Below are 17046 nucleotides of genomic sequence, written 5' to 3'. Positions count from 1 at the left end.
CGAATTGTTGATTCACTACGACCAACAATTCAATAATTCAATAATTTCCCACTGTATGAACGTATTGAAATTTGGCGGAACGTCGGTAAAGTCCGTTGAGAATATTAAAAAAGTCATTGCCATCATTCTTAACCACCGCCAGAACGGGGATACCATCGGAGCCGTCGTGTTGTCGGCCATGAGCGGGGTCACCAACCAGTTGATTGAAATCGGCCGGATGGCCGCCACCAACAACCCCGATTACCTGGAACTGATTCGGGGCATTGAAGACCGCCATTTCAACGTCATCAAGGGTTTAATTCCGATTAAAGAACAAAGTAAGGTGTTCGGCAAAGTTCGCGGCACGGTCAACGAACTGGAGGATCTGCTGCGGGGCGTGTCGCTCATCCGCGAATTGTCGGATCGGACGATGGATCTGGTCATGAGCTTCGGCGAACGGCTTTCGTGTCTGGTCATCAGCGAATGCCTGAAAAGCAAAGGCGTTCCGGCCCGGTTTTGCGACGCCCGCGAACTCATCAAAACCGACGCCCAGTTCAGCATGGCCGAAGTCGATGAAACGACGACCAACCAGTTGATTCGGGAGTATTTTTCAACCATTGGAACCGATCTGCCGATTGTTACCGGTTTTATCGGCTCCACGGCCCACAACGAAACCACCACCCTCGGCCGGGGCGGTTCTGATTACACGGCTTCGATTCTGGGTGCCGCGCTGAACGCCGATTTCATCGACATCTGGACCGATGTCGACGGCATGATGACCGCCGACCCGCGCAAGGTGCCGAATGCGTTCAACATCCCGACCATTACGTACGCGGAAGCGATGGAACTGAGCCACTTCGGGGCCAAAGTGATTTATCCGCCCACGCTGCAACCGGCTTTTTCCAAAAACATCCCGATCCGGATTCTGAACACCTTCAACGCCAGTCACGAAGGCACGGTGATCAGCCGCACCGCCGACCGGCGCGATTTTACGATTACCGGTATTTCGTCCATCGACGACATCGTCCTGGTCAACATCCAGGGCAGCGGGATGATCGGCGTCGCCGGGGTCTCGGCCAAACTGTTTAGCACGCTGGCGCATTACAAAATCAGCGTCATTTTGATTTCGCAGGCTTCGTCGGAACACTCCATCTGCTTTGCCATCGAACCCCGCAACGCCGAGCGCGTCCGCGACATCCTGGAAGCGGAATTTGCGACCGAAATTGCCCACGGTCACGTCGATTACATCGGGATTGAAAAAGACCTGTCGATCATTGCCACGGTGGGCGAAGGCATGAAAAAGAGTTCGGGGATTGCCGGGAAGCTCTTTTCGGTTTTGGGCAAAAACGGGGTCAACATCATCGCCATTGCGCAGGGGTCGTCGGAAATCAACATTTCGGTGGTGATCAACAAGAACAACCTCTCGAAAGCGCTCAATGCAATGCACAACGTCTTTTTCCAGTCCGAAGCCCGGATTCTCAACCTCTATCTGGTTGGGGCGGGATTGATTGGCCGTACGTTGCTGCAACAGATTGAATCCCAATACGCGTTTCTGCGGAACGAAAAATTGCTCCGGATTTGCCTCGTTGGCGTGTCGAACACGAAGAAAATGCTGCTCGACCCCAAAGGCATCGACCTGACCAACTGGCAGGACCGGCTGGTCAACGAGGGCGTAACGACTTCATTACCAGCCTTTGTCGAGAAACTAAAAGATTATAACCTGCCCAACAGCGTGTTCATCGACTGTACGGCGGATAAAGACATTCCATTGTTTTACGAACCGTTGCTCAACGCCAACGTGTCGATTGTTACCCCGAACAAAGTAGCCAATTCAGGTTCATATGCTGACTACAAACGGCTGCAACGGGCGACCGTTCGGCGGGGCGTCAAGTTTTTGTACGAAACCAACGTGGGCGCGGGGTTGCCCATTATCAACACCATACAGGGGTTGATGACATCGGGCGATCGTTTTCTAAAAATCGAGGCCATTGTGTCCGGAACATTATCCTATATTTTCAACACTTTCAAACCCGGAGTTTCGTTTGCCTCCGTCGTTCGGGAAGCGAAAGAAAAAGGATTTACCGAACCCGATCCACGCGAAGATTTGAGCGGTATGGACGTGGCCCGCAAAATTCTGATTTTGGCGAGGGAAGCCGGTTTTGAACTGGAACCGTCTGACGTGACGATCAACAACCTGCTGCCCGAAAGCTGCATCACGGCGCCGAGCATTCCGGCGTTTTTCGAGGAATTGGAGCACAATCATGCGTATTTTGATAACCTGCTACTGGGAGCAGAAGGCCGAAACGAAAAACTGCGGTATGTCGCTACGTTTGAAAACGGGAAAGTGACCATTGAACTGCGGTCGGTCGGTTTCGACCATCCGTTTTACTCGCTTTCGGGTGCTGATAATATTATTTCGTTTACGACGGAGCGGTACAAAGAACGCCCGCTGGTGATTAAAGGCCCCGGTGCGGGCGCGGAAGTGACGGCCACGGGCGTGTTTGCAGATGTGGTCAGCATTGGAAGTTACCTGGCGTGAACCACACGCCCATAGAATTTGTATAGATAGACAAAAGATTGGGATTGCCACGGTAATCCCTTACAGACTGTGGATTCAATAAAAGTATTTGCCCCTGCGACCGTCGCGAATGTTGCCTGCGGTTTTGACATTTTCGGTTTTGCCGTCGATAGTCCCGGCGACGAAATCATTGTCCGGAAAAGCAACTTGCCGGGCGTTCGAATTAAAGCCATCGTTGGCGATGAAGGCCGGTTGCCGAAGGAGGCCGAACGCAACACCGCCGGTATTGCCATTCAGACGTACCTGAAACACATCGAATCGGACCAGGGACTGGAACTGATTCTGCATAAGAAAATGCCGCTCGGCAGCGGTTTGGGTTCCAGCGCGGCCAGTGCCGTTGCGGGCGTGTTTGCCATTAATGAGTTGCTGGGCCGACCGCTCAAGCAAATCGACCTCCTTCCCTTTGCCATGGAGGGCGAACGTCTGGCCTGTGGTTCGGCCCACGCCGACAATGTGGCGCCGTCGCTGATGGGCGGTTTTGTGGTCATCCGGAGCTACAACCCGCTGGATATCATCACCATTAGTACCCCGGCGCAACTCTTCGCCACCATTGTTCACCCGGAAATTGAAGTTAATACGAAAGACGCCCGGCACATTCTGAAAAATGAAGTGTCGATGAAAAACACCATCATTCAAATGGGCAACGTCGCCGGGCTGATTGCGGGATTGATGAAACCTGATTATGATCTGATTGGCCGTTCGATGGTCGATGTCATTATTGAACCGATCCGCGCCATCCTCATCCCCGAATTCAGCGAAGTAAAACAGGCCGCACTCGATGCCGGCGCCCTCGGTTGCAGCATTTCCGGCTCCGGCCCTTCCATGTTTGCCCTCAGTTGTGATCACGCTACCGCTTTGCGGGTCGGCAACAACATGCAGGCCGCTTTTCATTCGGTCGGAATTGGGAGTGAATTGTATGTTTCCGGGATCAATCAGGAGGGTCCGCGGGTGCTTGGATAATTGCAAAATTGGAATAATATTTGCACGTACAATCGAATCACTCCAGGTCATCCGTCCGGGCCAATCACCGTTGATTTTATGAATCCGTGATCCGGCTAAATCCGTAAGGGTTAACGGGTCAGTCGTTGCTATCCCAAACCGGGTATAGAGGGCTTTCCTGTCGCCTGTAGTGCTCAATGAAACGTGGAATCTTTTTCAATGAGACATGATAAGAGCGCTACCCCTGATTCTTTTTCTTCCGCTTTTTGCCTTCAGCCAGCCCGTTATCGAAACCCGGCCCAGGCACTTTTTTGCCGAAATGGGCGGCTTTTATGCTTCTTCCAAACAAACCCCGTTCTGGCTACGGACCAATCAATACGGTATTGTGCCCAATCAGTTGCCGTATGCAACCGTTCGGGCGGGCGTCCGGCAGGATTACCGGTATTCCCCCCTGACCGACATTACGTCTCCCCTCCGGCGGGATCGTTTTGGCATTGGTTACGGTTTTGAAGTTGTTTCAAATTTGGATGCTCAAACAAAAAAAACATTTTTAATTCCCGAAGCGTATGTCAAAATTCGCGCCGGTGCCTTTGAGCTCATGGCAGGACGCCGACGCGAAGTGGTCGGTTTAGTCGATTCAACGCTCAGTTCGGGTTCGTATAGCTGGTCGGGAAACGCCCTGCCCCTGCCCAGAATCCAGATCAGCCTGCCCCACTACACCCCCATCGGCTTTACCAAAGGACTGCTTTCTTTCCGGGGCAATTTCGCCCACGGCTGGTTTGGTAGCCAGCGCAAGGTTCAGCATTATTTTCTGCACCAGAAGTCGTTCTACGGGCGGCTGGGAAAACCGCGCTGGCCCGTCAAATTCTATGCCGGTTTCAACCACCAGGCCCAATGGGGGGGCGTCACCGATCAGTTACCGGAATCCATTGTCAAAAATGGTCATTTCCCCGCCAGCCTGCAGGACTATCTTTTCGTGACGGTGGGCAACAGCCTCGGTCGCCTGTCGGATGTCGATACGACCCATTACAGCAAGTTCGACCGGGAAAACCGCGTTGGCAACCACCTGGGTACCATTGATATAGGAATAGAATTCAGTTCGCGCCGAACGTCTGTTTTGCTCTATCACCAGAGTATCTACGAAGACGGTTCGCTCTATTACCTGACGAACCTCGAAGATGGCCTGACGGGCATCCGGTTTCGGAATCTGAAACCGGCCTCATTCGGCCTGCGGATTACCGGTGCCGTTGTGGAGTTATTGTACACGAAAAGCCAGGGCGGGGGCGTATTTGATGATGGCAACAAATTTCGGGGGAAAGACAATTACTTCAACCACACGCAGTATCAGGACGGCTGGTCGTATTTTGGCCGGGGCATCGGCACGCCTTTCATTACGCCAGTGACCGACACCCGTCCCAACCTGTCTCCCTACGGTTTTTTTAGTAACAACCGTGTCCGGGTGTATCACACCGGTATTCAAGGAAATTTCGCCCGAAACTGCCAGTTTCAGTTCAAATTTTCCTACAGCGAAAACTACGGAACCTACGATTTCCCGTTCGCTGAAACCCTCCGGCAGTTTTCGTCCGCCATGTCACTCGAATTACCCATCAACCAGCGGGGTTTGCTCGTCACGTTTTCCGCAGCCGCCGATCAGGGTGATTTGTTTGAAAACAGCAGTGGCGTCTATGCCGGCATTCGAAAAACGTGGGATTATTACAAATACCGGGTTCGGAAGTAGTGTAAGGTTTTGCCCCTAAATCCCCTAAAGGGGACTTTTAGCTCCGGAGGGTTTCGTGTCCAAGTCCCCTTTAGGGGATTTAGGGGCAAAACCGATCAATCTTCTGGAAAAGGGATGAAGATGAAACCGGCAAAGTCGCCGTCGACCACGAAAAGACAGCAGTATTCGTCGGGATTCTTATAACTCTCCTTGAACACATCGACCGACTCCTCCGCCACCAGTTTCCGCTGCACGAATTCATCCAACAGCGACGCGCGGTAGCTCCACGCATTGGCCGCCAGTTCGTTCGGTCCGAGCAGCAACTGACCAATATCAACCGGCCGACGGGATACGACAAAAATGGGATTTTCGGTAAACCCGCGTTTCCGAATGACGTACGACGCTTCGCGAAGGGTTTCCGACACTTTCACAAAATCCGTCGAAACCGCACTCATCAACTTCCGGTTAACATCCGGCGAATTGGCGTCGTCGAGCAGGAAGTTTTCGTTACTGTTGTTGATCATGTTTTTTCGGTTTTCGGTTTTCAGTTTTCGGTATACGGTGGCTGACGCATTCACTCTCTCGCGTTAGCCACCGAAAACTGAAAACCGTAAACAATTTAAATTCTAGCGGCCAGCAACAGACTGAGGTCTTTGTACCGCATGTTGAATTTTTTGGCAATGTAAGCGTTGGTCAACAGACCGTTATGGCTGTAAACGCCCTTCATAAACCAGCGATTGGCGAACATCATTTCTTCAATTCCGCCGATGGTCCCGGTTTTCAGGAGGAAAGGCAGAAAAATGTTGCTCAGGGCCAGACTGGCCGTATGGGCTACCCGCGAGGCAATGTTCGGCACGCAATAATGAATGACGTTCTGGTATTTATACGTCGGATCTTTGTGCGTCGTCATTTTGGACGTTTCAAAATTGCCGCCCTGATCGATGGAGACGTCGATAATCACCGCGTCGAGTTTCATGTGCGAAACCATCTCCTGTGTCACCACAATTGGACTCAAACCGTCTTCCGCCCGCATGGCCCCAATCACCACATCGGCCCGTTGAATGGCTTCCGAGAGCGTATCGGTTTCAATGATCGAGGTATAAATATGCTGTCCAATGGCGTATTTCAGCCGCTGGAGTTTGTAGATGTGTTTGTCGAAAATCTTGATTTCGGCACCCAGTCCCAGCGCCGTCCGGGCTGCGTATTCGGCCACGGTTCCGGCTCCGAGAATCACCACTTTGGTTGGCGGAACTCCCGTAATACCGCCCAGAATTACCCCCCGGCCGTTGTTGGCACTGCTCAGGTATTCACCCGCAATCAGCATGACGGTGCTGCCTGCAATCTCGCTCATCGCCCGGATGATCGGCATGCCGCCCACTTTATCCTCGATGTATTCGTAGCCCAGCGCGGTGATTTTTTTGCTGTTCAGCCGCTCGAAGTATTTCTTCTCGTGGTTGGGCAGGTTGACCGCCGAAATGAGGGTGCTGCCGGTTTTGATGTAGTCAAACTCCTGATCCACCAGCGGTTCCACCTTCAGAATCAGGTTTGCATCGTACACCTCTTTGGCTGAGGGCATAATTTGCGCCCCGGCTTCACTGTAGTCGTTATCGGAGAATTTTGCACCCGCTCCTGCCCCTTTTTCGATGAGAACGTCGTGGCCGTGGCGCACCAGAATGGTGACCGCTTCGGGCGTCAGGGCAATCCGGTTTTCCTGTAGGGAGACCTCTTTGGGCATCCCAATCATGAGGCTGCCATTGTGCTTCTTAACAGCGGCAGGTGCTTCCTGCGGATAAAGTGCTGTTTGTTTTGCTAATTGTTCAAACCCAGTCACTATAAACGGGATTTATGAATTATGAACTGCGAATGACGCGTTCCCTGGATGAGATGGTTTCACCGAAAACCGCCCGAAGGCGTTGCGACCCGTTGTTCTTAATCCGTCATTTTTGTCAATTGGTTTCCAGTATTCGTTCGCCTTCTTCCACCCGGAGGTGAAGGGTCCAGGCGTCGGGGGGTAACAAACCGGCAATTCGTTCCGGCCACTCGATAAAACAGCGTTCTCCCGAGTCGATGTACTCTTCGAGACCACTGTCCAGGGCTTCTTCTTCATTGCGAAGCCGGTAACAATCAAAATGATAGACCGGTTCACCTGAATTTGTAATGTATTCATTCACAATCGAAAAGGTTGGACTTTGAACTACGTTCATTACGCCCAGACGCCGACAGATCGCTTTAATCAACGTGGTCTTGCCCGCTCCCATCTCACCATCGAACAGCCAGACCGAATGCGGTCGCCCGGCGTCGATCAATTGTCCGGCAACGTCGTCCAGTTCAGCAAGGCTTTGAAAGCGGAGGATCATTCTTTTTACTTAATTCCAATTTCAAAGATAATACTTTTCTTGGTCTCCTACAGGCCGTTATCGAGCGCATAGGCAGGACAAATTTGACCGTTGGCTCAATTTATCCAGTTGACCTTCTGGACAAAATTAGTCATCTTCGGCCCTCAACTCTTGATTTGTCATTCGTATGTCCCGTACTATTCAGGTTGGATTAATCGGTTTCGGACTATCAGGCCGGTATTTTCACGCGCCATTCCTAACCGTTAACCCGCATTTTAAACTGGCCAAAGTGGTGGAACGTCACCGCAATGAAGCCGAAGCTTTCGACTCAAGCATTCAGACCGTCCGCAGTCATAAAGACTTGCTGGCCGATCCGGCCATCGACCTCATCATTGTCGGGTCGCCCAACGACACCCACTTTCCCTACGCCAAAGCTGCCCTCGAAGCCGGGAAACACGTATTGATTGAAAAACCGTTTGCCAATACACTGGAACAAGCCCGCGATTTGCTGGAACTGGCGAAACAGAAGGGCCTCGTAGCCATTCCGTACCAGAATCGGCGTTACGACGCCGATTTCCTGACCATTCAGCAGGTACTGCGTGAAAATCAACTGGGCGACGTGGTAGAATACGAATGCCGCTACGACCGATACCGGCCGGATATTCTGGATAGCTGGAAAGAAAAAGATCCCGAAGGCGGTGGAAACCTCTTCAACTTAGGCCCTCACCTGATCGACCAGGCTATTGCGCTGTTTGGCTTGCCGCAAGCCGTTTCGGGCGATGTTCGCATCATTCGGAAGGGCGGTATTCTGGATGATTATTTTGACGTAAAGCTATTCTACGCCGACAAACGCGTCATTCTGAAATCGTCAATGTTGGCGGTCGACAACAGCCTGCGCTACATCATTCACGGCACCAAAGGCTCCTTTATCAAACACGGCCTGGACATTCAGGAAGAAACCCAGCGCAAAAATATTCTGCCCAACACCCCGGACTGGGGGGCCGAACCCGAAAGCCAGTATGGCACGCTCACTACGACCAACGGCCGGTTTACGTTCCCGAGCCAGCCGGGCAATTACCACCATTTTTACGACAACCTGTACCGGGCGATTGTCGGTGAAATTCCGCAGGAAGTGACCCCGGAACAAGCCCTCGCAGTCATGCGGATTATCGAACTGGCGGGGGAAAGCAGCCGGACCAAAGCGGTTTTGGAATTTTAACAAATTCACCGGGTGGTTTGATTAAAGCGAAACGAGCCAGGATCAAATCCTGGCTCGTTTCGCTTTTTGCCCCTAAATCCCCTAAAGGGGACTTGGACGCGACAAACCCGGTTCTAGAAGTCCCCTTTAGGGGATTTAGGGGCAAAAAGCGAAAGCAATACAATTATTAGACATAAGACCTAACTATTCACACTTGGAATGAACCAATCACTCCAAATTCAAATCCGTCATCACCGACTGGACTTTCTTTTTCAACTGGTCGTAAACCGCATCGAACTCTTCCTTGCTTTTCAGGGGTTCATTGACGCTCACGTAAAATTTAATTTTTGGCTCCGTTCCCGACGGGCGGGCCGATACTTTCGTTCCGTCGGCGGTGAAGAACTGCAACACGTTCGACGACTCGATGCCCATTTTCCCGGCTTCAATGGCGGTTTTTTCGCCGGTGGTCAGATCGGTCCGCTCCAGACTCGCGTAGTCATCGACCCGCAAAACCGGTGAACCGGCAATCTGTTTCGGCGGATTGGCGCGGAAGTCGGCCATCATCTGCTGGATTTCTTCGGCTCCGGTTTTCCCTTTTTTCGTCAGTGAAATCAGACCTTCGTAATAAAATCCGAACTTCTGATACATCTCCATCAGCAAGTCGAACAAACTCAGGCCTTTATCTTTGGCGTAAGCCGTCAGCTCGGCAATCATGGCGCAGGAAGCAATGGCGTCTTTGTCGCGGACAAAATCCCCGATCAGATAACCGTAGCTCTCTTCGCCCCCGCCGATGAACTGCTGCTGGCCTTCCAGTTCGCGGATAATCTGCGCAATGTATTTAAAACCGGTCAGCGTGTTGTAGCAGAAAACGCCGTATTGATCGCACATCTTGTCGATGAGGTCGGTCGTTACGATGGTTTTGGCAACAAACTCCTTACCGGTCAGTTTGCCGTTGTCTTTCCAGGCCTGGAGCAAATAATAGATGATCAGGCTGGCCATCTGGTTGCCATTCAGTAACTCAAACTGGCCGTGGTGGTTGCGGGCACCCGAACCCACGCGGTCGGCATCGGGGTCGGTGGCCATGATCAGATCTGCGTTGATGGCTTCGGCTTTTTCCAGCGCCAGCCGCATGGCATCGCGTTCTTCGGGGTTGGGCGATTTCACCGTCGGAAAATTGCCATCCGGTTCGGCCTGCTCTTCCACGATGTTCACATTAGTAAACCCGAGGGCTTTTAGCACGCGCGGAACGAGCGTAATACCCGTGCCGTGGATGGGCGTAAAAACGATGTTGAGGTCTTTCTGCCGCGCAATCACATCCGGATTGATGGAGTTCGACTTGATCCGTTCGACGTATACGCTATCGATTTCCTCGTCGATCAGGTGAATTTTCTCTGGTACGCCCTCGAACTTCACGTCGTCGATCGACGTAATTTTATTGACTTCGGTGATGATGTTTTTATCGTGGGGAGCCACCACCTGACCACCGTCGTTCCAGTAGGCTTTGTAGCCATTGTATTCCGGCGGATTGTGCGACGCCGTTACGACAATACCGCTCTGACAACCGAGTTGGCGAATGGCAAAAGAAAGTTCGGGCGTGGGGCGCAGCGCGCTGAACAAAAATACTTCGATGCCATTGGCCGAGAAAATATCCGCTACAATCCGGGCAAACTCCGGGCTCATCCGGCGGCTGTCGTGCGCAATCGCTACTTTGATATCAATGTCGGGAAATGCCGCATTCAGGTAATTTGCCAGCCCCTGCGTGGCCGCGCCGACCGTGTAACGGTTCATCCGGTTGGAACCCACGCCGATGACGCCACGCAAGCCGCCGGTACCAAATTCCAGGTTTTTATAGAACGAATCGATCAGTTCGGTCGATTCGTTATTATCCAGCAATTTTTGAATCGCTGCTTTGGTTTCGGAGTCATAATTGCCGTTGAGCCAATGGTCGATGGTAGCCTGGGTTGCAGAATCAATTGCAGTTGTCATAAAAAATGAGAGTTTGAATCGGTTGCCAATTTACAGTTCTAAATGACGTAGTCAAATCCTTTTGGTAAAAGGTTTTAAAACCGTAAACTATTGGACAAAACAGTCTCGAAACAGACCTCATTTATTTCCAGCCACCACCCAACGCCCGATACGCATTAACCATCGCGTTCATTTGCCGCATCCGCGTTTCAATCAGCTCCATTCTGGATTCCAGCACATCCCGTTGCGTCAGCAACACTTCCATGTAATCGGCCCGGGCTGAGGTAAATAACCGAAGGGAAATGTTGGTCGACTGGGTCAGCGCCTGCACCTGGTTATTTTTGGTGGTGTAACTTTTTTCCAGGTTATCGATAGCCGACAACTGATTGGCTACCTCGATATAGGCATTCAGAACCGTTTTCTCGTACTGATAAACCGCCTGAATTTGCTTCGCGTTTGCATTTTTGTACATCGCTGTAATGGCATTCTTGTTGATGACCGGACCCACCAGATCGCCGATCAGCGAGGCAATCAATGATTCCGGTGTATTCACCAGATAAATCGGATTGAAGGCCATCAGACCCAGCGAAGCGGAAAGATGCAGCGAGGGATAGAAGTTGGCCCGGGCCACACTGACATCGAGTTTAGCCGCTTCCAGTTGGTGTTCGGCCTGTCTGATATCGGGCCGGTTTTCCAGCAATTGCGCGGGTGCGCCCGCATACATTTTGGTTGGACTTAACTCGTTAAAATTCACAGAACTCCGCTGAATCCGCTGCGGAAACCGGCCCACCAGGAAATTAATCCGGTTTTCCGTTTCAACAATCTTTTGCTGAACGTCATACTGAAGATTCTGCGTTTTATACACCTCGGCCTCAAACCGGCGAACCGCCAGTTCGGTCACTTTGGCTGCTTCTTTCTGCTGCTTGATGATCGACAGGGCGTTGGTCAGAATATCGATGTTCCGTTTGATAATTCCCAACTGGTTATCATACGCCATCAGCTCATAATACGAGTTCGCGATCTCGGCCACCAGATTCGTCACCTGGAAATTCCGGCCTTCAATGGACGCCAGATAGTTGAAAACCGCTACTTTCCGGGCGTTCCGCAATTTGTGCCAGATGTCGACTTCCCAACTGGCAAACGCGCCGACGTAAGTGTTCGGCAAAACATCGGGCGTGTGTCGCCCCGGTTTTATATCGGTCACAGCATCAGCGGCCCCCTGACTGGTGAAGCGGGAAACCTTCTCGACGCCGGAGCCACCGCCCACCGTGACGAAGGGCAGATACTCCCCTTTGCGGGCCATGATTTCGTTGTTGGACACCGCAATTTCCTGAAGCGTAATGTTTAATTCCTGGTTGTTATACAGGGCGGTATCGATCAGGGCCAGGAGGTTTGGATCGGTAAAATACGCTTTCCAACTTGTCTTTGCCGTGTTGGTCGAGTCCGACGCGTTGTTGTAACGCGTCGGCACGGTTTTATTTTCGGCTTTCGGAACCAGGCGGGGAACGCTACAGCCGCTGTTGAGCAGGGTAAGAATCGTTATCCCTACGCAGGCTACTCGTTGTCTATTTCTCATTGATTTCACTTTCTTCAGGTTGTGGAAACTGGTCTACAGAATGGACGAATACGTCGGTCAGCGAATCTTCTTCTTCCCCTTTAATCAGCTTCCTGCCGTCGGCCAGCTTGCCGAATATAAAGTACAGTCCGGGGATGATGATGACCCCGAAAATGGTTCCGAACAACATCCCACCCATCGCCGAGGCACCAATGGTCCGGTTCCCAATCGCTCCGGCACCGGTCGCGCTGATCAGCGGAATCAGACCGGCCACAAAGGCGAAGGAGGTCATCAGAATCGGGCGGAAACGAACCCTGGCTCCTTCAATGGCTGCGTTCAGAATGGTTTCGCCCTGCTGCCGCTTCTGAACGGCAAATTCGACGATCAGTACGGCATTTTTACCCAACAACCCGACCAGCATGATGAGCCCGATCTGGGCGTAGATGTTGTTTTCCAGCCCCATCAGTTTGAGCAGCAAAAACGACCCGAAGACCCCCACCGGCAGCGAGAACACGACGGCCAGCGGAATGATGAAACTTTCGTACTGCGCGGCCAGCACAAAGTAGACAAAGGCCAACACAATCAGGAACACATACAGCGACTCATTGCCCCGGCTCGCTTCGTCGTAGGAAAGACCCTCAAAAGCAATGTCATAACCCCTTGGCAGCGTCTTGGCCGCCACTTCCCGGATGGCCTGGATAGCATCGGCGGTGGTGTAGCCATTGGCTGGAAGACCCTGAATGGCGGCTGAATTGTACAAATTGAACCGGGTAATTTCATTCGGCCCCTGGCCTTTTTTGAGCTTCATGAAGGCCGAGTAGGGCACCATTTCGCCCGCATCGTTTTTGACAAAAAGCTTTAAAAGATCGGTTGGAAGCCGTCGGTACAACGGATCCGACTGCACGTACACCTTGAAGAACTGGTTAAACTTGATAAAGCCCTGTTCGTAGGTACTACCGATCATGATGTTGAGGTTGTCCATCGCTTTGCCGATCGACACGCCTTTTTGCATGGCCAGTTTGTTGTCGATCTCCAGTTCGTATTGCGGATAGTTCGCGGCAAAGAAGGTGAACAAGCCGGTCAGCTCTTTCCGCTTGCCCAGGTTATCCATAAATTCCTTGTTGATTTTATCAAACTCGCGGTAATCCGTATCGGTGGTTTTGTCCAGTAAGCGCATGGAAAAACCGCCGGACGTACCGAAGCCGGGGATGGCCGGTGGTTCAAAGAACTCTACCACGGCCCCAAGCCCCCTCGTTTTCCCTTCCAGTTCTTCCATGATTTCCTTCACGTTTTTCTCGCGGTCCGACCACGGTTTCAGGTTGATCAGACAGGTCCCGGCATTGGAGCCGCGTCCTTCGGTCATGATCTCATATCCGGCCAATGAAGATACCGATTCGATGCCCGGAACTTCTTCGCAAATTTTCTGAAGCCGCCGGGAAACCTCGTTGGTTTTTTCCAGCGTCGAACCGGGAGGAGTCTGGATAATCGCGTAAATCGTACTCTGGTCTTCGTTCGGAATAAAACCGGCGGGCAGAATTTTATTCACGTAGAATATTCCAAAACAGAAAGCCAGCAATACACCCCAGGTAACCACTCTCCGGCTGACGATTGATTTTAACAGGCCAACGTATCGCCCGGTCACTTTATCAAAGCCCCGGTTGAAACCGTCGAGCGCTTTGGTGAGCAGGTTTTTCTTCCGGGCGGGTTTTCCGTGGTGGTTTTTCAGCAACATGGCACACAAAACCGGGGTGAGCGTCAGGGCGATTAGGGCCGAAATCACAATGGAACTGGCCATCGTAATGGAGAATTGCCGGTAAAACGTGCCGACCGGACCCGACATAAAGGAGATGGGCAGGAATACCGATACCATGACCGCCGTGATGGCAATAATCGCCCCGCTGATCTCGCCAAGCACTTTTTTGACTGCGGCATACGGGGTTAGATGCGGCTCTTCTTCCATTTTAGCGTGAACCGCTTCCACCACCACAATCGCGTCATCCACCACAATACCGATAGCCAGCACAAGGGCGAAGAGCGTAATCAAGTTGATGGATAGCCCAAACGCCTGAATCACAAAGAACGCCCCGATCAGGGAAACCGGAACGGCCAGAATTGGGATCAGGGTCGAACGCCAGTCACCCAGAAAGATGAAAACAACCAGCGCAACCAGAATAAACGCGTCCCGCAGCGTATCGATGACCTGCTCGATGGACGCGTCCAGAAAGTTAGACACATCATAGCTGATTTTGTAATCCACACCCGGAGGAAAGGATTCTTTCATAACGTCGAGCTTCTCTTTTACCTCCTCGATGACGTCACTGGCGTTGCTCCCGTAGTTTTGCCGCAACACAATGGCAGCCGATGGCTTGCCATCCAGGTTGGAGTAGATGTCGAAGAACTCGCTTCCCAACTCCACTTTGGCAATGTCTTTCAGGTGGATGCTTTCACCGGCTGAATTGGCCCGGATGATGATGTCTTCGTACTCTTTGGGATCGCTATACCGTCCTTTATACGTGAGCACATATTCCAGCGACTGGGCTGCAATACCGGAGCTTTGCCCGATCCGGCCCGGTCGGCCAATGATGCTCTGCTCTCCGATGGCCTCCATCACTTCTTCGGTGGAAATCTTGTAGGCCCGCATGCGGTCCGGGTTAAGCCAGATGCGCATTGCATACCGCCGACTCCCCAATATCTGCGCCCGGGCAACCCCCTTGGTCCGCTGAATTTCGGGGATCATCTTAACGGTCGCGTAATTGAACAGGAATTTCTCGTCGATACTTTTATCCTTGGAATAGAGGTTGACGTACATCAACATACTGGGCTGGACCGGCGAAATAATAACCCCCTCCCGCTGAACCAGTTCGGGCAGAAGCGGCATCACCTGATCCACCCGGGTTTTTACCCGGATAACGGCGACATTGGGGTCCGTCCCTGGTTCAAAAATAATCCGGAGCGTCGCTTCCCCGGCACTGGTGGCATCGGTGGCAATATACCGCATATCCTGGACACCGTTGATGGCCTGTTCCAGCGTAATCAGCGTGGATTTTACCAGTACATCGGCACTGGAACCGGGATACGCAATGAAAATATTGACGGTGGTGGGGGCAATATCCGGGAATTGGGAAATCGGTAACTTCTCAATAGCCAGGATGCCGATGAAGACGATCATGATCGAAATCACAATCGCAAATACGGGTCTGCGGATGAATTGATTGAACATATCTTTGCAGGTTGGAAAACCGGTTTATTCGGCGTAGAGGCTTAACTTGGACAAAACCGAATCAGGCTGCACGAAGGTGTAGTGGATCTTTTCGTTTTCTTTGACCTGACGCAAGCCTTCCAGCAGGATTTTATCGTCTTTTGTCAGACCGGATTTAACCACAAAAATGTGGGGCATTTCGGCTCCTATGGTGATCTCCCGGGACCGAATCTTGCCTTCTTTATCCACCACATAGACATACTTCTTGTCCAGAACTTCGAAAGTCGCCTTCTGCGGGATAATCAGGGCGTTTTTGAGCGGCAGGGTCATCTGGATGTTCCCGGTTTCGCCGTGCCGAAGCAGCCCTTTCGGGTTCGGGAAAGTGGCCCGGAAAGCGATATTTCCCGTTTCGTTGTTAAAATCCGCTTCGATGGTTTGAACCACGCCGGGATAATCGAACACTTGCTGATTGGCCATTAACAGGTTGACATTCTTCAGATTTTCCTGCTGGGCGTGGGTTTTGTAATTCAGGTATTCCGCTTCCGGCACATTGAAATACACCCACATTTTGCTGTTGTCAGACAGCGTAGTGAGCAAATCGCCCTCGTTAACCAAGCTTCCCAGCCGCACCTGGAAATGGTCCATGATGCCATCAAAAGGCGCTCTTACTTCCGTAAAGCCGAGGTGAATCTGCGCGACAGTAACTTCTGCTTTGGCCTTGTCTAATTTGGCCTTGGCCAGTGCCAGTTCGTTTTTCGAAACGATGTTGCTGTCGGCCAGCGATTTGGTGTTTCTGTATTCCACCTCCACGAAATTGGCTTCGGCCTGGGCTTTCTGGAGTTCGGCCTGGTATTGAATCGGCAGAATCTGAAACATGAGCTGCCCTTTTTTGACCGCCTGTCCTTCGTCTACAAAGATTTTTTGCAGGTAGCCCCGTTCCAGGGCTCTCAATTCGATGTGCTGGATGGAATGAATCTGGGAGACGAATTCATTCGTGACGGTCGTATCGGTTTTTAAAGGACTGGTCACCAAATACTTGGTTTCTTCCTCCTTTTCTTCTTTTTTCTCGGAACAGCCTGCCACACCCACCAGGGCACACAAACTCACGAGCATCAATAATTTATTCATAAGGATCTATTTTTTCACGTTACTGGTTTGAAGGGGATGCTGAGGGGTGACGATCTGACCCGGCGGTGCGTTGGGGCCTTGTGCCAATTGCCGAATCAGGCTGTCTTTCTGCTGGTTGGTCCGTTTGCAGTCCAAAAGTTGCTGTTGCCAAACCACCAGATCGACCGGAGGAATCGAGTTGCCTAATTCATATTCGTAAATCATTCGCTGGCGGCTTTGCTCATACAGCAGAAATCCATTGAACACCAGGGAGAGCGCCAGGGCCAGTCCAAAGCCGTAAAGCAAAATCGAGGGAAAAGTCCGGCGCTGCATCGCTTGTGTCTATCGTAGATTGGCACAAAGCACGCTCCGTAACATTAGAACGGTGTGAGAAGGAAATTAAAAGATCGAAGAAAAGTTTAATATGGCCAATCAGGCCGTTTGAGGAGTAAGCTCGGACCCTGGGCAAAATT

12 protein-coding genes are annotated in these 17046 nt (G+C 51.8%); 4 read left to right on the top strand and 8 right to left on the bottom strand.

What is annotated here, in order from left to right:
* The first annotated feature begins 55 nt into the window (after positions 1-55).
* From thrA to DUE52_RS26125, 3 genes are all read left to right on the top strand, one after another.
* Positions 56-2518 carry a bifunctional aspartate kinase/homoserine dehydrogenase I gene (thrA, locus tag DUE52_RS26135; RefSeq protein WP_114409034.1) on the top strand — a complete coding sequence of 821 codons (2463 nt, stop codon included), beginning with the start codon at positions 56-58 and terminating at the stop codon, positions 2516-2518.
* A 69-nt stretch (positions 2519-2587) separates the two neighbouring features.
* A complete protein-coding gene (locus DUE52_RS26130; protein ID WP_114409033.1) occupies positions 2588-3517 on the top strand; it encodes a homoserine kinase in 930 nt (309 codons plus the stop codon).
* A gap of 205 nt (positions 3518-3722) precedes the next feature.
* On the top strand, positions 3723-5234 hold the full coding sequence (locus tag DUE52_RS26125; RefSeq protein ID WP_114409032.1) for a capsule assembly Wzi family protein: 1512 nt from the start codon (positions 3723-3725) through the stop codon (positions 5232-5234).
* 95 nt (positions 5235-5329) lie between these two features.
* Here DUE52_RS26125 and DUE52_RS26120 read toward each other — a convergent pair whose 3' ends face one another.
* The 3 genes from DUE52_RS26120 to tsaE form a co-directional block, all read right to left on the bottom strand.
* The gene (locus DUE52_RS26120) at positions 5330-5737 is read right to left on the bottom strand and encodes a hypothetical protein (RefSeq protein WP_114409096.1); all 408 of its coding nucleotides are present in this window, start codon (positions 5735-5737) and stop codon (positions 5330-5332) included.
* 95 nt (positions 5738-5832) lie between these two features.
* Positions 5833-7044 carry an alanine dehydrogenase gene (locus DUE52_RS26115; RefSeq protein WP_114409031.1) on the bottom strand — a complete coding sequence of 404 codons (1212 nt, stop codon included), beginning with the start codon at positions 7042-7044 and terminating at the stop codon, positions 5833-5835.
* Positions 7045-7159: 115 nt separating this feature from the next.
* Positions 7160-7570: a tRNA (adenosine(37)-N6)-threonylcarbamoyltransferase complex ATPase subunit type 1 TsaE gene (gene tsaE, locus DUE52_RS26110; protein WP_114409030.1), complete on the bottom strand. Its 411-nt coding sequence runs from the start codon at positions 7568-7570 to the stop codon at positions 7160-7162.
* A gap of 166 nt (positions 7571-7736) precedes the next feature.
* Here tsaE and DUE52_RS26105 point away from each other — a divergent pair, with 166 nt between their 5' ends.
* Positions 7737-8768 (top strand): oxidoreductase, encoded by a 1032-nt coding sequence (locus DUE52_RS26105; protein WP_114409029.1) that lies wholly within the window; start codon positions 7737-7739, stop codon positions 8766-8768.
* Between the two features lie 207 nt (positions 8769-8975).
* Here DUE52_RS26105 and DUE52_RS26100 read toward each other — a convergent pair whose 3' ends face one another.
* The 5 genes from DUE52_RS26100 to DUE52_RS26080 form a co-directional block, all read right to left on the bottom strand.
* Complete coding sequence (locus DUE52_RS26100; protein ID WP_114409028.1) at positions 8976-10733, bottom strand: phospho-sugar mutase; 1758 nt, start codon at positions 10731-10733, stop codon at positions 8976-8978.
* 121 nt (positions 10734-10854) lie between these two features.
* The gene (locus DUE52_RS26095) at positions 10855-12288 is read right to left on the bottom strand and encodes a TolC family protein (protein ID WP_114409027.1); all 1434 of its coding nucleotides are present in this window, start codon (positions 12286-12288) and stop codon (positions 10855-10857) included.
* Positions 12278-15487, bottom strand: coding sequence for an efflux RND transporter permease subunit (locus tag DUE52_RS26090; protein ID WP_114409026.1), 3210 nt, complete (start codon positions 15485-15487; stop codon positions 12278-12280). Before DUE52_RS26090 ends, DUE52_RS26095 begins: the two co-directional genes overlap by 11 nt.
* A gap of 24 nt (positions 15488-15511) precedes the next feature.
* Positions 15512-16594 (bottom strand): efflux RND transporter periplasmic adaptor subunit, encoded by a 1083-nt coding sequence (locus DUE52_RS26085; protein ID WP_114409025.1) that lies wholly within the window; start codon positions 16592-16594, stop codon positions 15512-15514.
* Between the two features lie 6 nt (positions 16595-16600).
* Complete coding sequence (locus tag DUE52_RS26080) at positions 16601-16906, bottom strand: hypothetical protein (protein WP_114409024.1); 306 nt, start codon at positions 16904-16906, stop codon at positions 16601-16603.
* Positions 16907-17046: the final 140 nt, after the last annotated feature.

Source organism: Larkinella punicea (assembly GCF_003334855.1).
Lineage (GTDB): Bacteria > Bacteroidota > Bacteroidia > Cytophagales > Spirosomataceae > Larkinella > Larkinella punicea.
Note: the sequence above shows the minus strand (reverse complement) of the source record. Positions and strands in the feature narration are given on the sequence as shown.